This window comes from Bacillota bacterium (genome assembly GCA_013314855.1).
Taxonomy (GTDB): Bacteria; Bacillota; Clostridia; order Acetivibrionales; family DUMC01; genus Ch48.
Genome location: JABUEW010000067.1, coordinates 1 through 23,174, shown reverse-complemented (window position 1 = coordinate 23,174; position 23,174 = coordinate 1). Strand labels below are relative to the sequence as shown.

Below are 23,174 nucleotides of genomic sequence, written 5' to 3'. Positions count from 1 at the left end.
TACGCATTATTTGATATATGGGAAATACTAGATATTCTTGGGGTGGAACAAAAATATAGAATACGAATGAACTGCTAGAACTGTTAATTATTTAAGACTTAAATTTAAAGACTAAAGTTAATATTAATTCGTTTTGTTACAAAGAATTTTTAAAGGTATGCAAAGTGTATGCCTATTTTGTGCTGCTCATATTTAGATAAAATTATTAATATTGGTATTTTTATACTTGATAACAAAACGATAATAGCAATATTTGGAAATGTTTGTGCTGTTTTTTTATATTATGCTTTTTTATTTTTCTTATAGCAACTTTTCAGATTTATCAAAAGAGAATAGTTGAAACATTTCTCTCATTATAATATAATATAATTGGTAAAAAAGCAATGTAATTAATGAAAAAGCGAAAGATTAAAGGTGATGTTAAGTCTATATTAATAAAATCCTAAAGACCCAGTGTAGAGTATTAAATCTAAGTGTAGGTGATAATGTCATGAATAAAAGTTTTATTCAATACAGATATGGAAATATCTGTAAGACACTTTTGGTTTATTTTATCATACTTATCATGTTTAGTACTTCAATAGTTGGTATTTTTTCTTCTTTATATTTCTCATCAAGATTCAATGAAAAGCTTAAAAAGATTAGTTTAAACATGCTACTAAACATTGAAAATAAAATTAAAGAAAATGTTTTATATAAAGCAAATAAAATATATTTTGATATTACTTGTGATAATTACCTATATAATGATATTATCTATTTCTTTAATTCATTCGTAAGGTATGATTCCGAAGTAATTATAAATTCTGTACTAAGTTTAAGAAGCATTATAACTCGTAATGATGAATTTATAGATTCTATATATCTTTATAGTAAAAAAAATGATATGGTTTTATCTTCTGAAGGTTTTAGTTTTTTGGAAAATAATACTTATTTACAGGAACTGGATATGACATGGTATAATATTTACAATAGTTCGAATTCAAAAATAATATGGATTAATTATCGAATAATTAATAAGGACAGGTTAGGAAGAGAAGTTAATAATACTAGTATATTATCATTTATTAGATCTTATCCTTTCTTATTTCCATCAAACATTAATGATTCCGGGATAGTAGCAATAAATATAAAAGAATCTTACATACAGAATATATTAAAATCATATACAAATATAGACAATTGTTGTACCTTTATTATTAATGAAGATGGAAGTCTAATCTCCTGCAATAACATGAGCACTTTTAATAGCATATTTTTGGATAGTTTTTCCCCCAGCTTTTTACTTAAATTAGTAGAATCCGATACTAGCGACATTCTGCAAATAAATGGTCATAAATACTTGGTAAATTACTTATCATTCAATACGAATACTTGGAAACTGATTAGCATTATACCCTATGAATATTTCTATAATGAATCCTATACAATACTTAATTATGTAATTATTTCTTGTGTAGTAACAATATTTCTAGGATTTATATTATCATGCATACTTACATCAAAAATATATAATCCTATATTTACAACATTTACTAATGCTTTGGAAATATTCGGAGGTAACAGGAAAATCGACATAAAGGGAAGAAAAAATGAATGTGCAATTATAAATGATGCAATAAATCATTTATCAGTAAAGGTTCATGAACTAAAATCCACTCTTGATAACAATATGCCGTTAATCAAGCACAACCTTATTGCTAGATTAATTTACGGAAATATACAAACTGAAAAAGAAATGGATCGATTACTGACTTTTTTTGGAGATGAACTGGAAGGACCATTCTTTATTGTAATAATAATTAAACTGAATGAGAATATTTTTAAATCACTGAGTATGGAAAGTGGTATGTCAGTAAAATATAATATTATAAATTATATTGAAAGTCTTAGTAAAAAGACATCAAATTTTATTGCTATTAATTTATATGAGCAAAATGATAAGATAGCTATCTTACATTCATCCAATAAAGTATTAAATAAGACAATTGTAAATTGTATATGCATGGATATTCTTACATATATTGAATATAACTTAAAAATACCTGCTGTAATATCCATATCAACTTGTGTAAAAGGTCATTCACATATAAATGAAGCATTTATCAATGCAATGGAAGTTATCAGGTATAGTTTTTTCCTACCTAATTTAAAAATACTGTATCAAACGGATTTGCAGAAATGCCTGGCATCTACCGATGAAATACCGGAAAAGATCATATTAAGTCTTGAAAGTGCCCTTAATTCTCGCAATATTGAAATGGTTGAAAGAACTTTAAATAATTTAGTGCAACTTATTCAAAAAGGAAATTACTCTGGTGAAGCATGTTATCTGGCAATGAGAAACATAATACACAGTATACTTCAGTATGCTAAAGATATTGATATTGAAATTTATAATAAAATACGGTACCGTACCCAAAACACCATCCTATTATCGAACTTTATTACCGATTTTATAAATATTATTAAACGTATTGTAGAAGATATTTTTGAGTATCAGGAACAAAAAAACGCAAACAGGAATTCGGATAAAATTGAGCAAGTTAAAACTTATATCGAAAAAAATATTTTCTCGGATTTGTCACTCGATATAGTTGCAGATATGATAGCTGTTACTCCCCAGTATCTATGCAAGTTATTCAAAGAACATACAGGAATAAATTATAAGAACTATTTAACAAGAATTAAAATGGAAAAAGCTGCGGAGTTAATAAAATCAACAAATAAACCAATTAATGAAATAGCCGAAAAATTAGGATATAACAATCCATCATATTTCATACAAAAATTCAGAGAAATCCATGGTCAAACCCCTGGTGATTTCAGGAAAAAGTGCTTATAGCCGATGATTGCTAAAATTAATATTGTAAAAAATTAATATTGTAAAATGCTTGTTTTAACTGGAATATTTTGTTACAGTATTTTGAATATTTTAAAGTTCTTAGTATTTATACTTTTAATTATCTCAATATTTATTATTTTTTAATTTATTATTTTTCTCTAACCTTTTAGTCAAATCATTTACCTTATATTTATTCATGGATTACTTGATATATTGTTTTTTTAGAATAATAACTCAATATTAATATTTGTGTTTAATTTATTATAAATTGATATTGCTTTAAAAAGTAATTATTGAAAAGTCCCATCTATAAGTCTATAATTTAACCATAAATTTTTATTGTATTAAAACTAAACAATTTAACTAGCCTAATAATTTAGTATAATCATTTGAGTTTAATGTTTAATCTAGATATAACATTACGGTTATGATAAGGGTGGTATATGAAGTGAACATAGGGATAATAGGAACCGGTGCAAGAGCGACTTCTTATGCAATGCTTTGCAATTCTGATATACGTGAAAACATCGTGGTAAAAGCATTGGCAGATATAAATGAAACTAGGGTTAAGCAATTTGCCGAAAAATATTTTAGCAATAAAAAAATGCCTGAGCTGTATACAGACTACAATCAACTCCTTGATGATAAAACCATTGAAGCCGTGATTATCTGCACCCCAGATATGACTCACAAGGAAATAGCGCTGGCAGCTTTAAAACAGGATAAGCATATATTGCTTGAAAAACCTATAGCTACTAAAATTGAGGATTGTGTTGCCATATTCAGGGAAAGTCTCAGGCACAACAAGGTATTTATGATGGGCTTTGTTTTGAGGTATACAAGCCTGTATAGCAAAATCAAAGAGATTGTTTCACGTGGGGAATTGGGAAAACTTATCTCCATAGAAGCCAAGGAAACTCTTGGTTATGTTCATGCAGGAAGTTTTTTTAGGAGATGGCATAGGTTCAGTAAAAATAATGGAGGCTTCCTTAATGCCAAATGCAGTCATGATATGGATATTTTGAACTGGATAGCAGGGGTTGACCCTGTAATTGTTTTCGCTGCAGGAAGCAGGACCTATTTTAATAAGAGAGAAGATGCTCCCGAAAGGTGCTTTAACTGTACACAAAAGATCAACTGCAGGTATTATTGCAAGCGTGAGGATTTCGGTCAATTCAGTTCTGCTGAGGATCTTTGCGTATTCAACGCTGACAAAGATATTGTTGACCATGAATCTGTAATCATAGAATATGAAAATGGCTTAACTACATGTTTTACCGTATCCATGCTAAGTTCGGAAGCTAACAGGACTATGGTTATTTTTGGTTCTGATGCTACACTGAATGCTGATTTTATGAGGGGTACCATACATTTAAAATATATAAATCCGGCAAATGAGATAGTATACAAATTTACAGATATAAATTCCTTCCATGGCGGAGGCGATTTTGGAATTTTTGTCAACTTCATTGATGCTATAAAGTCTGGTAGGCATCAAAATACCAATGATGCCAGGGCAGGTATGATGAGCTCGGTTATTGCCCTATCAGCAGAGATTTGCATAAAGGAAAAACGTGCTGTTAATCTGACCCATTTAATTGAAAGTATAGAATAGAAATGAAAGTATATAAATAGAAAAAACGATATAATAAAAACCGTGGGAGAGGATGAGACTTAGTGAAGGAGACAAAATCTACGTCTAGAGGTAGAGTAATGGCTGCATTGTATGGTGATATCCCAAATAAAACACCTTTTACCATATATGAGGAGAAAATTGAAAGGAGCGAATATGAAAGAAACTTAAGAAACAATGGTCTTTGCCTGGTGAAGAGAGTAGTATCTTACAGCATTCGTCGACCTAACGTAAAAATCCGTTCGTATAGTTTTACCGATGAAAAAGGTAGATATTTGATTCGCACAATTTATTCTACACCTCAGGGAGAGCTGACAACGCTTGTGCAACCTGACGGATTTACAACATGGACTCATGAAAGAATGTTCAAGTCACCCGAAGATTATAAAGCATTACTATTTTTTATAAAGGATTCTGTTGTTGTCCCAAACTATGATGCTGTATGCAATCTGCAAGAAAGGCTGGGAGAAGACTATGTAGTTCGGGATAATCTACCGCTTGAGCCTTTGCAGGCCCTTATATCCGACTATATGGGAATTGACAGATACTGCATTGAATGGATGGACAATAGGGACGAGATTATGAAACTGTATGATGCTCTGGTTGATGTTGCCAGAAAAATATATCCCATAGTGGCAGAGGGTCCCTTGGAATTTTGCAATTATGGAGGTAATGTCATACCTATGGTTATAGGGGAGGAAAACTTTAAGAAATACTTTGTACCTCACTACAATGAAGCTGCTGAAATACTGCATAAGAAAGGCAAACTAATAGGCTGCCATCTTGACGGCGATAACACATTGATAATGAATGCAGTGGCAGAGACTGCCCTGGACTACATAGAAGCTTATGATCCGGGTATAAGCCCATCTGTTGCTGAAGCCAGAAAAGTATGGCCTGATAAGACATTATGGTTGAACTGGCCGAGTTCCTGGCAATTGGAATCAGCAGAGGAGATTTATAATAAAACCATGGCTATTCTGAAGGAGGCAGCCCCGGGAAATAACTTTATTCTGGGTGTTACTGAGGATATTCCTAAATTTAAAATAAAGGAAAACCTGACCTCCATAGCAAGTGCCATCAATGACTATGATAATAATAAAAACTAAATGCAAAGAATAAATGTTAAATTTGCAGCGTGATGAATATTTGTTTTATTTAATAAACATTGATGTCTTGAAAATCAAGAATATTGAATACTTCAAAAACCAATATTTACATGGTTAACTAAAGCTATATTATTTTATGAAAATAAGATCACAGTGATACACAATTATAAGGAAAAGAAAGAATAATATAGCTCATTATAAAAAAGAAAAGGAGTGGTATTAACAATGAAAAACATTAAAAAGGTTGCTTTATTACTATCATTTGTGCTGATACTAAACCTTACTATGGCAATAGGCTGCAGTACGGTAAAGGTATCACAGAAGGAAAAAGGTACGGAAGATGCAACAACTAAAGAAGAAAGGGTAAAGCTTACTTTTTTTACCAGCGACTATGGCGTTGGAATTCCTCAGACAGTAGATATTAATAACAACGAATTTGTCAAGTTTCTTGAAGATTATGCTAATGTGGATTTACAGATTGAAGTGCCAAATTATTCTGATTTCTCTACAAAACTTAACCTTATGCTTTCTTCCGGTAATATATCGGATATTGTCTCTTCTTATATATGGAAGGAAGTTGAGGAAGCTGCAGTAGCGGGAGCGTTTATTGAATTGAGGCCATACTATAATAATTCACCAATAATGAAAAAAGTTATTACAGAGCAAATGATGGAACTCAATAAAGCCAGTGACGGGAAAAATTATTGTATACCTATGGCATACAAGTCGCCTTCAGGGTATGGAAATATTGCCAGGGTAGATTTGCTTAAAAAATACTATAATGGCAAGTGGCCAGAATCCGTAGAGGAATGGGTAGAATTTTTTAGAATAATTAAAAAAGAGATTCCAGGATGTATCCCTCTAACAGGGGTTGGTGGATTTGGAGCCGGAACTGCTACTATGTGGCTGTTCTATGGTATTCAATACCCTGAGGCCAGAAGAGTGGAAAAAGGTAATGTAACCTGGTGCTTTACGCTTCCTGAATACAGAGAAGCACTTTTACTATGGAGACAGCTTTATAAAGAAGGTATACTTGACCAGGAATATGCTGTAAATACCCTGGATAAGAAAGTTCAAAGATTGGAAAACAACAATGTTGCAATGATCACAGATGGTGCTGACCAGATAATGGCCTGGGCTAACTATCTTAGCCCGAGAATAGAAGGTTGTGAGATTGCTTACGTGCCACCTTTAAAGAAGTATCCCGCTGTATTGAAAGACCCCAATTATGCCTTATTTGATAGGCTTGGCATGCCATGCCTAATAAAGAGTCAGGGCGTCTATATAAGCAGCAAATGCAGTTATCCTGACAGGGCGTGGAGAGTCCTAGAAGCCCTGGCAAGTGAAGAATTCCTGGAGCTTCTTGTATGGGGTAGAGAGGGTGAAGAGCATATAATACAAGATGGCAAAAAAGTGCCAATAGTTGAAAAGCTTAATGATCCCAATAGAACCGGAAGGTATTATTCAATAATGTTTGCACTTTTCCCTGGTTTTCCTGCCATTACTTTTTCCGAGGCCAAATTAGCATGTATTGAACAAGAAATAGGAAGTGAAAGATTTAATACAACTTATAATAGCTTAAAAGAAGCTAACAAGAGAGCAGAAAATTTTGGAGTAGGAGTCTGGACAGCTTTTAATCGCGAAACTACCGACGAACAGAAAGAGATTGATAACCTGGATGTTGAATCCAGCAAATTTATAGCCTCGGTTGTATCAAATGTTGTAATGGGTAAAATGTCAATAGAAGAGTATGATGAAAAAGTTAAAGAATACAAAACAAAATATGGTGATAGGCTATCCGAGTACTATACTCGAAAGCTGCGTGAGCAGAAGGATGAATTAATTAAAAGAGGTGTAAAATTTGACCTGGGGTATTAATAATAATAAATAATAAATTATAAATTATAAATTATAAATTATATAGAGCAGGATTGCCATTGTACTGCAACAATATTTACCTGATAAAGGGAGAGGGTGATACTCTCCCCTCCCTTTGCAGTAGAAGAATAGTTGCAAATATTAATATTACAGAATTATGGAGATTAAATACTATAGATCATGGAGATTGAACAAAATGAAAATTGTAAATAATGAGAATATTTATATAGGTAAAAATAGGGAAAAAGGTAAGTTAAAATTTACAAGAAAATCGTTATCCTTGTATCTTTTTGTGTTGCCTTCCATAATATTATTATTTATTTTCCACTATATTCCCATTTATGGGATAATAATTGCTTTTGAAAATTTTAAACCCTATTTGGGCGTTTTTAGAAGTGAATTTATAGGGTTGGCCAATTTCAGAATGTTTTTGAAAGATTCGGCTTTCTGGTCAGCAATGAAAAATACTATTATATTAAACTTATATAATTTAATATTCGTATTTCCGGCACCTATCCTGTTTGCCATCCTTGCTAATGAAATAATGAACAAAAAGTTTAAACGGATTATGCAGACCATATCCTATCTTCCACACTTTTTATCCTGGGTTGTGGTATCCGGGATGGTATACCAGATTCTTTCGCCTGCAGAAAATGGCCTGGTAAATATGGTGCTGGTTAATGTTTTTAAGATGGCCCCGATATTCTTTATGACAGAAGTCGGTCTTTTCCGATGGATTGTGACTGCCGTAACCATATGGAAAGGCGTAGGTTGGGGAGCAATACTATATTTTGCAACATTATCTAATATTGATACTGAGTTATATGAAGCAGCATATATAGATGGTGCAAACAGGATTAAACAAACTATACATGTTACTCTACCAGGGTTATCATCTATTATTGTATTAATGCTTCTTCTTACCGTAGCAAGCATGTTTTCAATTGATTTTGATAGGATTTACTTGCTTCAAAACCCATTAGTTTACCAGGTATCGGATGTTATTAGTACTTATGTTTACAGAAGGGGTCTTGTAGAAGCAGATTATGGGTATACTACTGCTATAGGATTAGTCCAAAGTTTAATTGGATTTGTAACCCTTACCCTTGCAAATAGTGCAGCTAAAAAGATTGGGAACCTTGGATTGTATTAATTAATAAAAATTATATGGGAGAACTGGATTATGATTATCTATAAGTCACCGTCAAGAATAGCATTTGAGATCTTGAATTATTCATTATTTACAATATTTTGCATTTTAATTATAATACCTTTTATCAACGTAATCAGTATATCTTTAAGTGATTATGACCACATTGTACGGGGTGAAGTTTCCCTTTTACCGAAAGGATTTAACATTAACGGCTATTTAATGATAATTACCAATGCATATTTTATAAGATCAATTATAATTACTGCTGGTCTTACTATTATAAATACAAGCCTGATTATTGTAAATGCGCTTATGGCTGCATATGCCCTTGCAAATAAACATTTTATAGGCAAAAAGCTAGTTACTTATTACTATTTAGTGACAATGTATTTTGGAGGGGGACTTATACCTACGTATATTTTAATAGCTAATTGGTTGAACCTTTCCAACAATCTTTTGGCCTTAATATTACCATCTATTACAAATGTATTTTATATAATTGTTTTTAGAAATGCTATAGTTCAATTGCCCAAAGATATCATGGATTCTGCGGAAATTGACGGAGCTAATAATTTTACGGTACTATTTAAGATAGTTATTCCCCTTATAATCCCGATGATAATGGCTTTTGTAATTTTCAGTGCAGTCGCGTATTGGAATGAATGGTTCGGCTCCATGCTTTATATTAGGGACAATAGAAACTGGACGCTGCAATACAGGCTAAGGAATTTGCTTATCAATACTGAACTTGCAGATGATCCCAATAATCCTCTTAGAATAAGAAGTGTACTGCCCGTCCATCCTCAGAATTTAAGAATGGCTGCATTAATGGTGACGATATTGCCTATTGTTATAATATACCCGTTTTTGCAGAAATATTTTATTCATGGCGTTATAGTAGGAGCAGTAAAAGGGTGAGGGTAAAATGATATCGAAATATGCAGGGAGAATCATATATGACTATGCAGGAACTAGAAAAATATTATGAGAACTGGTGGATTTACGATTTTAAAGACCAGTTAAAAAGATTTATTTATAAACGATCCGACGAGGCTTTTGCACAAGGAGACATTTTCCGTGATGCAATTAAAACCAGGGAAGAACTTGAAAAACGTGCCGCATATATGCGTGAGAAATTTATCGAGTCCATAGGAGGGTTGCCCCCAGGTGACACACCTCTTAACCCAAGGATTACAGGAATAATTGACTGTGATGGCTTCAGAATAGAAAAGGTATTTTTTGAATCCCGTCCGGGGACATATGTAACTGCAAATCTATATATACCGGATGGAATTACTTCCCCCAGGGGTGCTGTGCTTTTCCTTTGTGGTCACCATAAACAAGCCAAGCATACGGATGAGTACCAGGTTGTATGTAGATACCTTGTGAGGGCAGGCCTGGTGGTGCTGGCACAGGATCCCATAGGTCAGGGTGAACGTTTAAGCTATTACGATAAAGCAACGGGGAAAACTAATGTAGACTGGGGAGTAATAGAGCATGACTATGCAGGTTGCCAGTGCTGGCCCTTGGGAGATGGTATCGCCCGGTATTTTGTCCATGATGCCATGAGGGGTATAGATTACCTCTGTACCCGACCGGAAGTAGATCCTTCAAAAATTGGTGTGACAGGGAATTCCGGCGGTGGTACCCAGACTGCTCTCATGATGATGTGCGATCCGCGCATAGCTGCAGCAGCACCGGCAACCTTTCTCATGAACCGCCAGACATATATGTACACCGATATGCCACAGGATTCCGAGCAGATCTGGCCGGGGTTGACTGCTAGGGGATTTGACCATGAAGATATATTGATTTCAATGGTTCCGAAACCTGTCCTTGTCCTAGCAGTAACATCCGATTTCTTCCCAATTGAAGGTACCCGCAGGACGGTTGAAAGGACAAGAAGATTTTGGGAGATGTACGGAAAAAAAGACAATCTTAAGTTGTTCGAGGATGATTCCGACCACCGTTATACCCGTCCTATGGCCAAAGCAGCTGCCGAGTTCTTTTCGGAGCACCTCCTTGGGCAAAAAATATCACCTGATGATGAAAGCATCAACCCGATAGAACCTTCGATTTTATGGTGCACTATCTCCGGCCAGGTAAAGGGAGATATGGATAATGCACGAACCGTGTATGATGAAAATTGCGACAGGCTTAAGGAAATAGAAAAACAGCGTAATTCCATGCCTGAGAATAAGCGCAGGGAGATAGCCCTGAATTGGCTAAAAGAAAAAATCTATTCAGGCAGAAAACCCTGTGATTTGAACCCGAGACGTTTTGCAGTAGGGCAGGTGGATGGCCTTGATGTGCAAATATGTCTATGGTGGTCCCAGGAAGGCATCTTCAATTGTGCTTATTTATTCAGGAACTTTAATTTTGCGGGGAAAGAGCTTCCTCTTACGATAGCAATATGGGACGACGGTACAAACTGCCTTGTACCTCATGCTGACTGGATTCAGAAAACCTGTGCTTCGGGACGAATTGTAATGGTTTTGGATACGTCCGGAGTAGGTATTATGAGCCAGAGGCAGATTACTTATGCGCCGGTGCAGGAAGTTTTAGGCTCAATTTTTAAACTTACATATGATCTTTTATGGCTTGATGATAGCATGGCTGCATTGAGGACATACGATGTAATCAGGGCCATGGATGCAGTAAAAGTTATACCAGGGATCAATGAGGATGATATAAATCTTTATTTATCCGGAAGGCATGGAGTGTATGGACTGTTTGCTGCTGTACTGGATAAAACTATGCTGGACAAAAGGATTAAAAACATTGAAGTGGCAAACGGAATTGTGAGCTTCGGAGAGTGGGTGAGATCCCGCTATTATGATACCCATGATATTATGAGTATTGTACTCCCGGGGATGTTAAAATATTTTGATCTGCCTGATCTTGAAAAGTGGTTTTATGAGAAAGCGGAATGAATAAAAATGAGATAGCGTTAACTAACTTATGAAAAATAACAGGGGGTATTATTGATGGAAATGGGAATGACTTCTCTTGCAAATCTTGCTAAATTGGGGAAAGGTATAAAAAGCAGGCGATTTTCATCTTATGACAAAACAGGAGGTAATGCTGATTACTGGAATATAAAAGCCGGTGATACGGTGGTGCTGGCGGAAATGACAGGAGCAGGCGCTATACGTCATATCTGGATGACTACGAGTGAAAGCGACAACAATCTCAAGGGACTTGTTATAAGAATGTACTGGGATAATGAAGAAACACCATCAGTACAGTGCCCATTAGGCGACTTTTTCGGTTTGGGGCATGGAAAGGCTGTTTATTTTACTTCCTTACCACTTCAAGCATTCTACTTGGGTTTGAATTGCTGGTTCCCAATGCCTTATGCAAACGGTGCTCGTATAACCGTAACCAATGAAATGGATAGGGATTCTTTCATTTATTTCTATATCGATTACCAGGAATGGGATGAATGCCCGGCAGATATAGGCCGTTTCCATGCTTGCTGGAGAAGGCAGATGGTAGTTAAGAAAGATGAGATAGAAAAAACTTCGCTTAATAAAGAAGCTTCGCTTGATAACAAGGTCAGGCGCTTGAATACGACAGGGAATGAAAACTATGTAATTCTTGAGGCAGAAGGAAAAGGGCATTACGTAGGTTGTGTACTTCACCTTGATACGGATGAAACCGGATGGTGGGGGGAAGGTGATGATATGATATTTATAGATGGAGAACCATGGCCTCCCAGGCTCCATGGAACAGGAACAGAAGACTATTTCTGTGGTGCATGGAATTATAACCTGCTTAACCAGACTTACTGCGCACCTTATTTCGGATACTACTTCAAAGGCAATAATGACTATACGGGAAAACACTCCCAGTATCGTTTTCATATTGAGGATCCAATATATTTTGAAAAGTCTATAAAAGTCACAATTGAACATGGTCATGCCAATGACCGCCAGGGAGATTGGTCCAGTACCGCATACTGGTATCAAATTGGCAGAACCAAGCAGTTGCCGGAATTGGGCAGGTTTATTGATAGAATCCCATATGCTTATGGCGGTATTGAGAGATGGCCTGGCAAAGACCGCAAGGAATTGCCGAGAAGATAATGCAAGGAGAAATTAACTTATGGGCAAGAAAGACATCTTTTTCAATGTACATCCCAAAATTGTTAAAGCAAACAAAGAAAGCGCAATAACTGTTCAACCCTTATTTGATCATTGCAAGTTAAAAAACGATGCCCGGTATTTTCTTATTAAGAGATCAATCGAGCAAAGAGGGTTAAATAATATTGAAGATGAAAAGCTTGAGCTATACCCTGCAAATGGCATGCTGGAATTCAGATTGTTTTTTGAAGGGGAGCAGGAGCACATATTGGATATTTTTGAAGTTACGGATGGAAAAGAAATAAAGTATTATTCGTTTAGTGTTTATTCGCTTGAAGAAGATTTATTTTTAAGAAAACCATACAAGGGAGATATGCATATCCATACTTATTATTCCGATGGTGCTGAATCACCTGCTTACGTAGCTGCATCATGCAGAAAAATAGGTCTTGATTTTATAGCTATTACTGACCATGGCAAATATGAACCTTCACTGGAAGCCATTAATGCATTTAAGTCCCTTAATATTGATTTCAAAATATTTCCGGGCGAGGAAGTTCATCCTCCGCGAAACGCCGTGCACATGATAAATTTTGGAGGAAGATTCAGTATAAATGAGCTATTCAAGGATGAAGAAAAATATATGGAGGAGGTAGAAAAGATAACCAGGGGCTTGGAAGCGGGTAATGAAAAACAAGATAATGAAAAAAACGATAATAAAAAAAATTTATATTCTGATTTGAGTGATACGGACAAATATCAATATGCATCCTGCTTTTGGTGCTTCACTAAAATAAGGGAAGCCGGGGGTATGGGGATATATTGCCATCCTTTTTGGGTTTATGGATCAAAATACAATGTTTCAGCTGCTTTGAATGCATTCATGTTTAAAACCAGGCCTTTTGATGCATATGAAATTCTTGGAGGATATGATACTGACGCCGTTAATTCAAATAATTTGCAGGTGGCTTACTACCAGGAAGAGCGGGAAAAAGGAAATAAAGTACCAATAGTCGGTGTATCGGATGCTCATAGCTGCGAAAGCGGTAGGCTTTTTGGCTGGTATTATACAATAGTTTTTTCGCCGGATCCGGAGCTTCCAAACATTATAGACAGTATAAAGAAATTTTATAGTGTTGCTGTTGAAGCATTACCAGGCGAATCAGCAAGAGTTTATGGTCCTTTCAGGCTGGTTAAATATGCCTTATTTCTTATTAAAGAAGTATTCCCCGCTCATGATGCAATTTGCTTTGAAGAAGGGAAATATATGATGGAGTATATTAAATCTCATGTACTCATATAAATTAAGTTTAATGTAAACTAAATGTTTAAATATTAAAAGAAAGGGTGAATGTTAAATGCCTAAACTTGCGATTAATGGAGGAAGTCCATTAAGGACTGAAAAATTTCCAAAGTGGCCTCAATACGGAGAAAAGGAAAGAGAGGCATTGGAAAGAGTCTTGAAGAGTGGTGTGTGGGGCACCCTGGGAAATGAAGTAAAGCAGTTTGCCCAAAAATTTGCCAAATACCAGGGTGCAAACTACGGCGTAGCTGTTACAAACGGTACTGTTACTCTTGAGATAGCCTTGAGAGCCATGAATATTGGGTATGGCGATGAAGTTATAATCCCGCCGTATACATTTAATGCTACCGCATCTGCTGTAATTATTGTCGGAGCTACACCGGTATTTGTGGACATAGAAGATGATACGCATAATATTGATCCCAAGAAAATTGAAGAAGCTATTACTCCCAGGACAAGAGCAATCATTCCGGTACATATAGGGGGAAGAGCCTGTAATATGGATGAAATAATGGATATAGCCACAAGGCATAATCTCTATGTAATAGAAGATTGCGCTCATGCCCATGGCTCGGAATGGAAAGGAAAGAGAGTAGGATCTATCGGCCATGCAGGTTCTTTCAGTTTCCAGGCAAGCAAGAATTTGACTGCAGGCGAAGGCGGATTAATAACTGTGAATGATGTAGCAATTTATGAAAGGTGCTGGTCAATACACAATTGTGGAAGAGACTATCATGGGACAATATGGTATGAGCACGTAAACATAGGGACAAATGCCAGGATGACCGAATGGCAGGCAGCCATACTGGATGCCCAAATGGAATCCCTTAATGAACAGATACAAAGAAGAATGGAAAACGCGGCTTATTTGACTTCCCGCTTAAAGGAGATAGAATGTATTGAGACCTTTAGAGATGATCCGCGAATAACCAGGAATTCGTATCATTCATATATTTTCAAATATAAGGGTGAAAAATGCAAGGACTTGCCCAGGGATAAATTTATAAAAGCAATGAGAGCTGAAGGAATATACTGTTCTGCCGGGTATGTATGTCTTTACAAGCAAATTCTTTTCCATGGAGAAGAATTTAGAAGGATAACAGGTTCCAAGATTGATTATAAAAACATGTATCTTGAAAATGCAGAAAGGGCCGGAGAAAGGGAAGGAATATGGCTTCCTCAGAATATGCTCCTTGGTACAAAGAAAGATATGGATGATATTGCCGATGCCATAATCAAGATATATGAAAATGTAGATGAATTACTTTGAAAAAATTGCCTACCCTGATAATTCTGGATAACCCTAAATAAGTTGCTTGACGGATAAACTGAAATACGTAATTCACTATATTTTACTTAAAAATTATGCGGAAGGAGATATAAAAAGTGAAAATTGGATATGCTTCAGTCGATATAACGCCTGATTTAGGAGTTGAATTAAGTGGTTATGGATGGTTCCTGGACAGAAAAGCCGAAGGAGTGCTTGACAATCTTTATGCGAGGGCCGTAGTATTTGAAAATACCGATGAAACTGGTACCATGGATAATTCTAAGAAAAGCGGGAACAGCGATACCGGGGATTATGCGGTAAGAAAGGATAAAAATGCTTCCAAAAGTATGCTCATGGTAAACTGCGATCTTATAGCAATAAAACAGTCCATTACTGATACCATCAAGCAGCAGATTTCCCACAAACTTGGTATTGATAGGACAAACATAATGATTGTTTGTACACATACCCATACAGGACCTGCAACAGGAAAATTAATAGGTTGTGGTGAGCCAGATGAAAAATATATGAATTCTCTTCCGAAGCTGATCGTGAATGCTGCAAAGAAGGCATACGAGAATTTGAGGACAGTAAAAGAAGCAAAGAGTGTGATAAAAGCAATTGAGCCTATAGGATATAACAGGGTATACAATTCTTATAGTCCTGTTGATAATGATGTACGTGGTATAGCATTCTTTTTTGATGAGGGAAGGCCTCTTGCCCTTGTAAGCTATGGCTGCCATCCTGTTACTCTTGGGCTTAAAAAATTTATATCTGCAGATTATCCGGGCAGAGTAGTCAAAGCATTAAATGAAAAGGGATTTGATGGAGTATTCCTAACGGGTTTTTGCGGAGATATCGATCCTGTGTCAAACCTCAAGAAATGGGGTGCCGGCACATCAGAGGTAATTGATGAGTATGGCAGGCGGATAGCAGATGCTTTTATCAGTAATATATCTGAATGTGAAACCATGAAAAATATGCATCTTGATGCATTTGACATTGAAGTAAGGCTAAAACTGCAGCGATATAGTCTTGAAGACATAGATAGGCATGAGGAGATTTTTGGGAATAAAAAGAGAGAGAAGCCTGAAGGGTATAGAGTCCAGCAAATATGGGCCGAAGATATTAAAACGCAACTGAAGGAAAACGTCGAACCATATCTTGAGTCTTTCACTATTCAGGTTTTCAGAATAGGAGAAGTAGTTTTTGCCGGTTTTCCGGGCGAGATATTTACAGCACTGGGTACTATTGTAAAAAAAACAATACCTCATATGAATATTATAACATTGGGCAATGCAAATTCTACGATGAGATATGTCAGCACCCGGGATGATATTGAAAACAAGGGGTATGCCGGGTTCTCATCCTGTTTGCTGTATGGGAGATTACCTCTTGAACCGGGTGAAGGAGAACGGATGGCTCAAGTAGTGGCAGAAACTATAAAAAGACGGATATAAGGTTTTCTATGGCATATGGATTGTTTGATAATTAATACTTTTAAGCAGTTTGTACCTTGAAAATATGGTTGTGTAAGCATTGGCAGATATTCCGATATAGGTAGTATAACTAATGATAAAAGGTGTGACTACCTAATGTATGCAAAGGTATTAGCAGTCACTTTCTTTGGGACTGAAAAAGTCACTTTCTTTGGGACTGATGGGGCAACTATAAGGTAACTATACATAAGAGGGAATATTTAATTATAGCGTTACTTTTAGAGATTACCGATTCATTGGAAAGGACATTCCCATAACCATTGCTGTATGGGATGAGAGTACAAGACAGTTGCAGTCCAATGCGGTATGGATACGAGAAACTTGTGAATCCGGAAGAGCTGTGATAGTTTTGGATGTATCGGGAGTAGAGAATCTACATCCAAACACTTCACGAAGTTATTCTCCTCTTGATTTTTACGGAATTATATTTAAACTAACACATGATCTTATGTGGCTGGGTGACAGAATGGCGGTAATGCGGACTTATGATGTAATTAGGGGTTGTTGTGATGTAATTAGGGTTGTTGATGTAGTAGCACATTTTCCTGAAATATGTGAAACCGATATACATCTTTATGGATATGGGCGTTACGGACTCTATGCACAATTAGCTGCAGCTTTGGATGAATGGATAAAAAAAGTGGAGATAAGGGAAGGAATATATAGTTTTACACAATTGGTTAAAGCCAGACACAATGACCAATTTAATATTTTTGAGAGGAAAGCAAAGAAAATGGGAATGAAAATGGAAAGTATTGAGGAGTTTTAAGTATGGAAGAAAAAGTTAGGTTACTTCCATATATGGGTAATATTAGGAGAATATATTGGAGAAATTTAAAGAAATTTATGGTAGATTTTAGGGGGAAGTGAAAAATACTTTCTCTTTAAATATAGATTTCGGAGACTCTTTGAGTTTCCGAGAGTATTCAACTTAAAGGGGGGGGTAGTTATGCCGGTTTTTAAAAGTGGTTTAGGCTTGGCACCTGAATGGTGTGAAATGGAGTTTTTTGAAATTGTCCACTTGACAAAAGGTTTGACGCATGTATTTGAACGTATGGGAAAGAAAGAGAAATTAATCGTCGGAAAAGGAGCATGCCGAATCTCCGTAGAAGGTCGGACTATTGATGCTGAAGAAGGCTGCAATATTGATCTGACGACACCTGAAGGACAGTTCGTGGTGGTGGATGTGTTGCTGGAATCCACACTAATTCGGATGTGTGGACATTGGGGTGATGAAGTAGGAGGCTCCGGTATATTTACGGTTGAAAAGAGCGAAATTACCGGCACTTATGGTGATCCTTCGGATTATCCCAAAAATACGAACTTTGACAACCATTATCATGACTGTGATGAATATTGGATTATATATGAAGGAAGCGGAATAGCAGTCTCAGAAGGAAAATCATATAAAGTTGGTCCGGGAGATTGTATAGCGACAAGGATGGGTCATCATCATGATTTTCCACAAGTATTTGAAACAATAAAGGCCGTTTGCTTTGAAACAACCCTTAGGGGCTGTAAACGGCTCGGTCACTTGTGGAATTACAAGCATGGCGAGGCTCAGCCTTTGAAAGATAGGATGTAATAGGGGGAGGCATTTGATATGACATATAAAATGATTCAGGTGGGAACAGGCGGATGGGGTAGATGTTGGTGTGAAAGATTTTTACCTCCAAATATAAAGGAAGGCCTAATTGAGGTTGTTGCAGCAGTCGATATCAACGCCACTGCGCTGGAGAACGCACGGAATTTTCTTGGCTTACGGATTGACCAGTGTTATACCGACATTAGAAAAGCTTTTGCTGAAAATAAGGCCGATTTCTGCACAATAGTTGTCCCCCCGGCATTTCACGAGCAGGTTGTAGACATTGCTCTTGAACACGACATGCATATTTTGTCTGAAAAGCCGATTGCAGACTCACTGAAAGCCTCTGTGCGCATAGCAGATAAAGTGAAAAAAGCAGATAAGAAGATGGGAGTCACCATGAGCCATCGGTTTGACCAGGATAAAACTTCGCTGCGACACGCAATCCGTTCCGGTAATTATGGGGAACTGGATTATATCGTGTGTCGTTTTACCTGTGATGCTAGAAAGTTCGCAAGTTGGGGCAAATTTCGTCATGAAATTGACGATGTCCTGATGATAGAAGGAGCCGTCCATCATCTGGACATACTGGCCGATCTTGCAGGAGCAAAATGTGATACAATCTACGCACAAACATGGAATCCTGCTTGGGGTGAATATAGAGGAGATTCTCAGGCATTGGTGATCATGCATTTTGAAAACGGGACACGGGCAATTTACGAAGGTGCCACAACAAATGCAGTAGGACTTAATCAGTGGGGTAATGAATATTTTAGAGCTGAATGTAAAAATGGTACTCTCATACTTTCAAAAAGGAAGTTAGAGCGATTCACATACAATCCATCAAGCAGTTGGGTTGAGAAAAATGAAGGGGAAGGAGAAAAACTACACCTGCTCGAACAGCCAAAATGGGGAAATACATGGCTTATTGAGAAATTCGTCAAATGGCTGGATGGTGGAGAGTCCATGGAAACAAATATAGAAGACAATCTGCAATCGGTAGCTTTAATCTATGGAGCTATTGAAAGCAGTAAGACAGGGCAGCCAGTAAATGTCCAGGAGCTGTTGGTAAAGGCGTCCAAGGAAGTAGGGCTTTTGTAGTGTAAGAAAAGCCACTTCGACCACAATCGTTTTTTATTTATGGTCCGATATCTTTACAAGAATCAGGCCGAGCAGATTGATTCTCGATGCACATATGGTTCGCCTTCCCGGCCTTCTTTTAACACGCAACATATCATTCAATCATAAAAAGGAGGGATCATCTTATGAAGCTATATGACGGTGTTATAATGGTAGATAGCCATGTCCATATAAGAGAATTTAAGAGTTTTGAGTTTCTGGAAAGTTATTTAAAGGTCTATAGTCTGAATAAAGTAAATATTGTAAGCCTTGCATGTAAAGATGAAAATCAAATAATGCAGAACATTTTAAGTGCATTGTTCAAGATGAAACATCCTGGACATGTATATGCGTATGGTTCATTAATGTATCCATATTACCCTCTAGATGATAAAATCCCGGGTGATTATAACTTTGTTGATCAGGTCAAGATATTAATGGATATTGGGTTTGATGGTATGAAAATGCTGGAAGGCAAGCCTACCTTGAGAAAGAAAATAGGCATATCTCTGAATTCATCTATTTATGATGATTACTATTCTTATCTTGAGAAACAGGGTATCCCTATTATATTCCATGCAGCAGACCCTGAAACTTTCTGGGACAAAGATACTGCTCCCGAATTCTCCTTCGAGCATGGTTGGTTTTATGGAGATGGGACATTCCCAGAAAAGGAAGACATTTATAGTGAAATTGAGGGTATATTGAGTAAATTCCCCAAATTAAGAGTGACTTTTGCACATTTCTATTTTTTGTCTAATCATATCGAAAGAGCAGCAGCAATTCTAGATAAGTTTGAAAATGTAAGTTTTGACATTACTCCTGGTAGGGAAATGTATGATAATTTTTCAAAAAAACCATCGGAATGGAAGGAATTCTTTACTAAATACCAGGATAGGATTATTTTTGGAACAGATATGGAAGATAGTATGTTCCAGGGAAGACCTCAAGATATTATAAATACAATAAGGAAGTTCCTTGAGACTGACGATAAGTTCAACAATTGGGGATTTGAAATAAATGGACTAGCGCTGGATAAGGATGTAATTGATAAGATTTATTATAAAAATTTTGAGTCTTACGCAGGAAAGGTTCCGAAAAAGATAAATGTTGAAAAGTTACTTGATGAGTGTAGAAAAATTAGAGAAATTGCCATGAAGAATAATAGTTTAATAGAGTATGTTCAGGAAATAAACAGAGTAATTGATATGGTTAAACAGACTAATACATTGAGAGGATGAGGCAGTATGTTTAGCTATAAAAAACTCAAGATAAAAGAATATGCAAATTCTATTTCAATAAAGTTTATTGTATTTACAGCAGGAGTTACCCTTATATCAGTCCTAACAATAGGACTGTTTTCCCTTTTATATATAATTATATATAAGCAACAATATAATATAAGCAACAATATAAATGAGGAAATTACCCGGTACAATACTCAACGATTAAATTACATTAAAGAAACAGTAGATAATAGAATTTTTAAGAAAACACTTAATATTTTATCAGAGCTTTTAATAAAAAATGAGTTTAACGAAGCCCTTCATTCTTGCTTACAGTATAATTTATCATCAAAAATAATCTAATGAAATTACAGATTGACAAAGTAGAGAGAGAGAGTATTATAATAGAATTAAATTAGTCGGATGTCCGAATTAACAAATAAGGAGTAATGCCATGAACAACGAGATGGAAAAAATGAACCAATCCAAAAAAATATTAATTGCTGCATTTGAGTGTATTTCATCAAAAGGTTATGCAAATGTATCTTTGCGTGATATTGCCGATAAAGCAGGGGTTGTTCTAAGCCAACTTAACTATTACTATAAAAATAAGGAGGGATTGTTTACAGAGGTAATAAAAATGATGATGCAAAAGTACCTGCAGGAAGTAGAAAATCATTTAAGAAATGGAACCACTGCCAAAGAAAAAATATTATCACTTATTAGGTATTTTCAGGAAATGTTAGACGAAAACCCTAAGCTTTTCAGACTGTTGTATGACTTTACGAGTATGGCGCTCTGGTCCGCTTCATTTGGTAAACTGCTCTGCAACCTGTTTGAAGATTTAGCAAATTTAATCGAAAGGCATGTCCTGAATAATATTCCCGCAAAAAGCAATTTAAGGGGCTATACCCCCAAATCCATAGCCAGAATGCTTTTTGGAGCGATGTTTGGAACTGCCATACAGGTTATTTTAGACCCTCAAGAAAAAAAACTGCCTGAAGCCTTAAAGGCAATCGAATTAGTGTTTGAGTAAAAATATGAAAGGAGATATCATTCATGTCAAATTTGTTAGAAAAGTCATTCAATATGGGGTTAGGACTCTTTGCATACTCAAGAGAAAAAATTGAAAAAATGGTAAAGGAGCTTGTTAACAAAGGCGAAGTTGCCAGAAAAGACGCACAGGAGTTTGTCAGCGACCTTGTAAAAATAGGACTCTTATTTTTATGAGTCATTAAAACGGACGTCCGAACATATTTGATCTGATGAAACAAATTATAACATAGGAGGTCGGATTGATATGGATAAAGAGTTTTTGGCAGATCTGACATACAGAAACTTAAGTGTTTTTCTGGTTAACTACGTAAAAAAAGATCCGGAGAACAACATAGACAAACTTGCCAACCTACTGAACAAATATTTAGCTTTAAAAGCTGGAAAATATTTCATAAACGATTCGGACAAAAAAACATTTGAAAACTCGATTGAAAATACAAAGAGAGCAGTAATCAGTGACCCTAATCTAAAAGAATACTTTATCAAAATTTTTAAGCAAACCAGCGATAGCTACTTAAAAGGTTTTCTAATAAACCTGTTTGTACGTTCTACGCTTATAGGGGTGCCTAAGAGAAAAAATGAAGCTCAGAAACTTGGTGTAAAAGTTCCTTCCACAATTCTGATTGACCCTACAGAAGCATGCAATTTACGATGTAAGGGCTGCTGGGCCGGGAAATATAAAATTAATGTTATGCCCTTTGAGTTGTTTGACAGGATTTTAAAAGAAGCAAAGGAACTTGGAATCAATTTCATCGTGCTATCAGGCGGAGAACCTACGATATACTCATACTTGTTTGATATAGCGGCCAAACATAGGGATATAGCCTTCATGATGTATACGAACGGAACACTGATTGATGAAAAGATGGTCGAGCAACTGCTAAAGACAGGGAATATTTCTCCTGTTATAAGCTTGGAGGGCTGGGAAAAGGAAACGGATGAACGCAGGGGCAGCGGTGTATTCCAGAAAATTATGAAATCGATGGATTTATTAAAAGAAAGTGGTGTCCCTTTTGGGTACAGCGTAACAGCTACTTCGCATAATTATGCGGAACTATTCAGTGATGATTTCGTGCAGTTCATGATTAATAAAGGTGCTTTGTATGGATGGTCGTTCCACTATATTCCTGTAGGAAGACAGCCTGATTATTCTGCCATGGTAACACCCCAACAAAGAAAATGGCTTGCAGAAAGAGTAAGGGAGATAAGAAGCACTTATCCCCTGATGCTTTTCGATTTCTGGAATGACGGTGAATTGACAAAGGGCTGTATAGCCGGTGGCAGGGAATATTTCCATATAACAGCCGATGGCAATGTAGAACCCTGTGCTTTTGCACATATTAAATGCGATAATATTAAAGATAAACCCCTCAAGGATGTATTAGGCAACAAAGTGTTCAGGGCATATCAAAA

19 protein-coding genes are annotated in these 23,174 nt (G+C 36.1%); all 19 read left to right on the top strand.

Going from position 1 to position 23,174, the window contains the following annotated elements:
- Positions 1-490: 490 nt before the first annotated feature.
- A complete protein-coding gene (locus HPY74_12380) occupies positions 491-2,845 on the top strand; it encodes a helix-turn-helix domain-containing protein (protein ID NSW91448.1) in 2,355 nt (784 codons plus the stop codon).
- A gap of 448 nt (positions 2,846-3,293) precedes the next feature.
- Positions 3,294-4,460, top strand: coding sequence for a Gfo/Idh/MocA family oxidoreductase (locus tag HPY74_12375; protein NSW91447.1), 1,167 nt, complete (start codon positions 3,294-3,296; stop codon positions 4,458-4,460).
- A gap of 62 nt (positions 4,461-4,522) precedes the next feature.
- Positions 4,523-5,587: a hypothetical protein gene (locus HPY74_12370; GenBank protein ID NSW91446.1), complete on the top strand. Its 1,065-nt coding sequence runs from the start codon at positions 4,523-4,525 to the stop codon at positions 5,585-5,587.
- Between the two features lie 225 nt (positions 5,588-5,812).
- Positions 5,813-7,465 (top strand): extracellular solute-binding protein, encoded by a 1,653-nt coding sequence (locus HPY74_12365; GenBank protein ID NSW91445.1) that lies wholly within the window; start codon positions 5,813-5,815, stop codon positions 7,463-7,465.
- A 196-nt stretch (positions 7,466-7,661) separates the two neighbouring features.
- Positions 7,662-8,618: a sugar ABC transporter permease gene (locus HPY74_12360; GenBank protein ID NSW91444.1), complete on the top strand. Its 957-nt coding sequence runs from the start codon at positions 7,662-7,664 to the stop codon at positions 8,616-8,618.
- Positions 8,619-8,648: 30 nt separating this feature from the next.
- Positions 8,649-9,536, top strand: a complete 888-nt coding sequence (locus HPY74_12355; GenBank protein ID NSW91443.1) for a carbohydrate ABC transporter permease — start codon at positions 8,649-8,651, stop codon at positions 9,534-9,536.
- 38 nt (positions 9,537-9,574) lie between these two features.
- Entirely contained in the window at positions 9,575-11,551 is a 1,977-nt protein-coding gene (locus HPY74_12350; GenBank protein NSW91442.1) for a prolyl oligopeptidase family serine peptidase, read from the top strand.
- A gap of 54 nt (positions 11,552-11,605) precedes the next feature.
- Positions 11,606-12,706, top strand: a complete 1,101-nt coding sequence (locus tag HPY74_12345) for a DUF2961 domain-containing protein (GenBank protein NSW91441.1) — start codon at positions 11,606-11,608, stop codon at positions 12,704-12,706.
- A gap of 19 nt (positions 12,707-12,725) precedes the next feature.
- A complete protein-coding gene (locus HPY74_12340) occupies positions 12,726-14,006 on the top strand; it encodes a hypothetical protein (GenBank protein ID NSW91440.1) in 1,281 nt (426 codons plus the stop codon).
- 55 nt (positions 14,007-14,061) lie between these two features.
- Positions 14,062-15,276: a DegT/DnrJ/EryC1/StrS family aminotransferase gene (locus tag HPY74_12335; GenBank protein ID NSW91439.1), complete on the top strand. Its 1,215-nt coding sequence runs from the start codon at positions 14,062-14,064 to the stop codon at positions 15,274-15,276.
- 116 nt (positions 15,277-15,392) lie between these two features.
- Complete coding sequence (locus tag HPY74_12330; GenBank protein NSW91438.1) at positions 15,393-16,736, top strand: neutral/alkaline non-lysosomal ceramidase N-terminal domain-containing protein; 1,344 nt, start codon at positions 15,393-15,395, stop codon at positions 16,734-16,736.
- 328 nt (positions 16,737-17,064) lie between these two features.
- Positions 17,065-17,544, top strand: a complete 480-nt coding sequence (locus HPY74_12325) for a hypothetical protein (protein NSW91437.1) — start codon at positions 17,065-17,067, stop codon at positions 17,542-17,544.
- Positions 17,545-17,724: 180 nt separating this feature from the next.
- The gene (locus HPY74_12320; protein ID NSW91436.1) at positions 17,725-18,360 is read left to right on the top strand and encodes a hypothetical protein; all 636 of its coding nucleotides are present in this window, start codon (positions 17,725-17,727) and stop codon (positions 18,358-18,360) included.
- A gap of 18 nt (positions 18,361-18,378) precedes the next feature.
- Positions 18,379-19,461: a Gfo/Idh/MocA family oxidoreductase gene (locus HPY74_12315; protein NSW91435.1), complete on the top strand. Its 1,083-nt coding sequence runs from the start codon at positions 18,379-18,381 to the stop codon at positions 19,459-19,461.
- A 164-nt stretch (positions 19,462-19,625) separates the two neighbouring features.
- A complete protein-coding gene (locus HPY74_12310; protein NSW91434.1) occupies positions 19,626-20,720 on the top strand; it encodes an amidohydrolase family protein in 1,095 nt (364 codons plus the stop codon).
- A 6-nt stretch (positions 20,721-20,726) separates the two neighbouring features.
- The gene (locus HPY74_12305) at positions 20,727-21,068 is read left to right on the top strand and encodes a hypothetical protein (protein NSW91433.1); all 342 of its coding nucleotides are present in this window, start codon (positions 20,727-20,729) and stop codon (positions 21,066-21,068) included.
- 103 nt (positions 21,069-21,171) lie between these two features.
- Positions 21,172-21,741, top strand: a complete 570-nt coding sequence (locus tag HPY74_12300) for a TetR/AcrR family transcriptional regulator (GenBank protein ID NSW91432.1) — start codon at positions 21,172-21,174, stop codon at positions 21,739-21,741.
- A 23-nt stretch (positions 21,742-21,764) separates the two neighbouring features.
- On the top strand, positions 21,765-21,935 hold the full coding sequence (locus HPY74_12295) for a hypothetical protein (protein ID NSW91431.1): 171 nt from the start codon (positions 21,765-21,767) through the stop codon (positions 21,933-21,935).
- A 70-nt stretch (positions 21,936-22,005) separates the two neighbouring features.
- Positions 22,006-23,174 (top strand): radical SAM protein (locus HPY74_12290; GenBank protein ID NSW91430.1); only part of this gene is annotated, 1,169 nt, incomplete at its 3' end.

Coding starts and splice junctions, on each gene's coding strand:
- HPY74_12380 (NSW91448.1), top strand. CDS start 491: ATGAATAAAAGTTTTATTCAATACAGATATGGAAATATCTGTAAGACA.
- HPY74_12365 (NSW91445.1), top strand. CDS start 5,813: ATGAAAAACATTAAAAAGGTTGCTTTATTACTATCATTTGTGCTGATA.
- HPY74_12360 (NSW91444.1), top strand. CDS start 7,662: ATGAAAATTGTAAATAATGAGAATATTTATATAGGTAAAAATAGGGAA.
- HPY74_12355 (NSW91443.1), top strand. CDS start 8,649: ATGATTATCTATAAGTCACCGTCAAGAATAGCATTTGAGATCTTGAAT.
- HPY74_12350 (NSW91442.1), top strand. CDS start 9,575: ATGACTATGCAGGAACTAGAAAAATATTATGAGAACTGGTGGATTTAC.
- HPY74_12345 (NSW91441.1), top strand. CDS start 11,606: ATGGAAATGGGAATGACTTCTCTTGCAAATCTTGCTAAATTGGGGAAA.
- HPY74_12340 (NSW91440.1), top strand. CDS start 12,726: ATGGGCAAGAAAGACATCTTTTTCAATGTACATCCCAAAATTGTTAAA.
- HPY74_12335 (NSW91439.1), top strand. CDS start 14,062: ATGCCTAAACTTGCGATTAATGGAGGAAGTCCATTAAGGACTGAAAAA.
- HPY74_12320 (NSW91436.1), top strand. CDS start 17,725: ATGCCGGTTTTTAAAAGTGGTTTAGGCTTGGCACCTGAATGGTGTGAA.
- HPY74_12315 (NSW91435.1), top strand. CDS start 18,379: ATGACATATAAAATGATTCAGGTGGGAACAGGCGGATGGGGTAGATGT.
- HPY74_12310 (NSW91434.1), top strand. CDS start 19,626: ATGAAGCTATATGACGGTGTTATAATGGTAGATAGCCATGTCCATATA.
- HPY74_12305 (NSW91433.1), top strand. CDS start 20,727: ATGTTTAGCTATAAAAAACTCAAGATAAAAGAATATGCAAATTCTATT.
- HPY74_12300 (NSW91432.1), top strand. CDS start 21,172: ATGGAAAAAATGAACCAATCCAAAAAAATATTAATTGCTGCATTTGAG.
- HPY74_12295 (NSW91431.1), top strand. CDS start 21,765: ATGTCAAATTTGTTAGAAAAGTCATTCAATATGGGGTTAGGACTCTTT.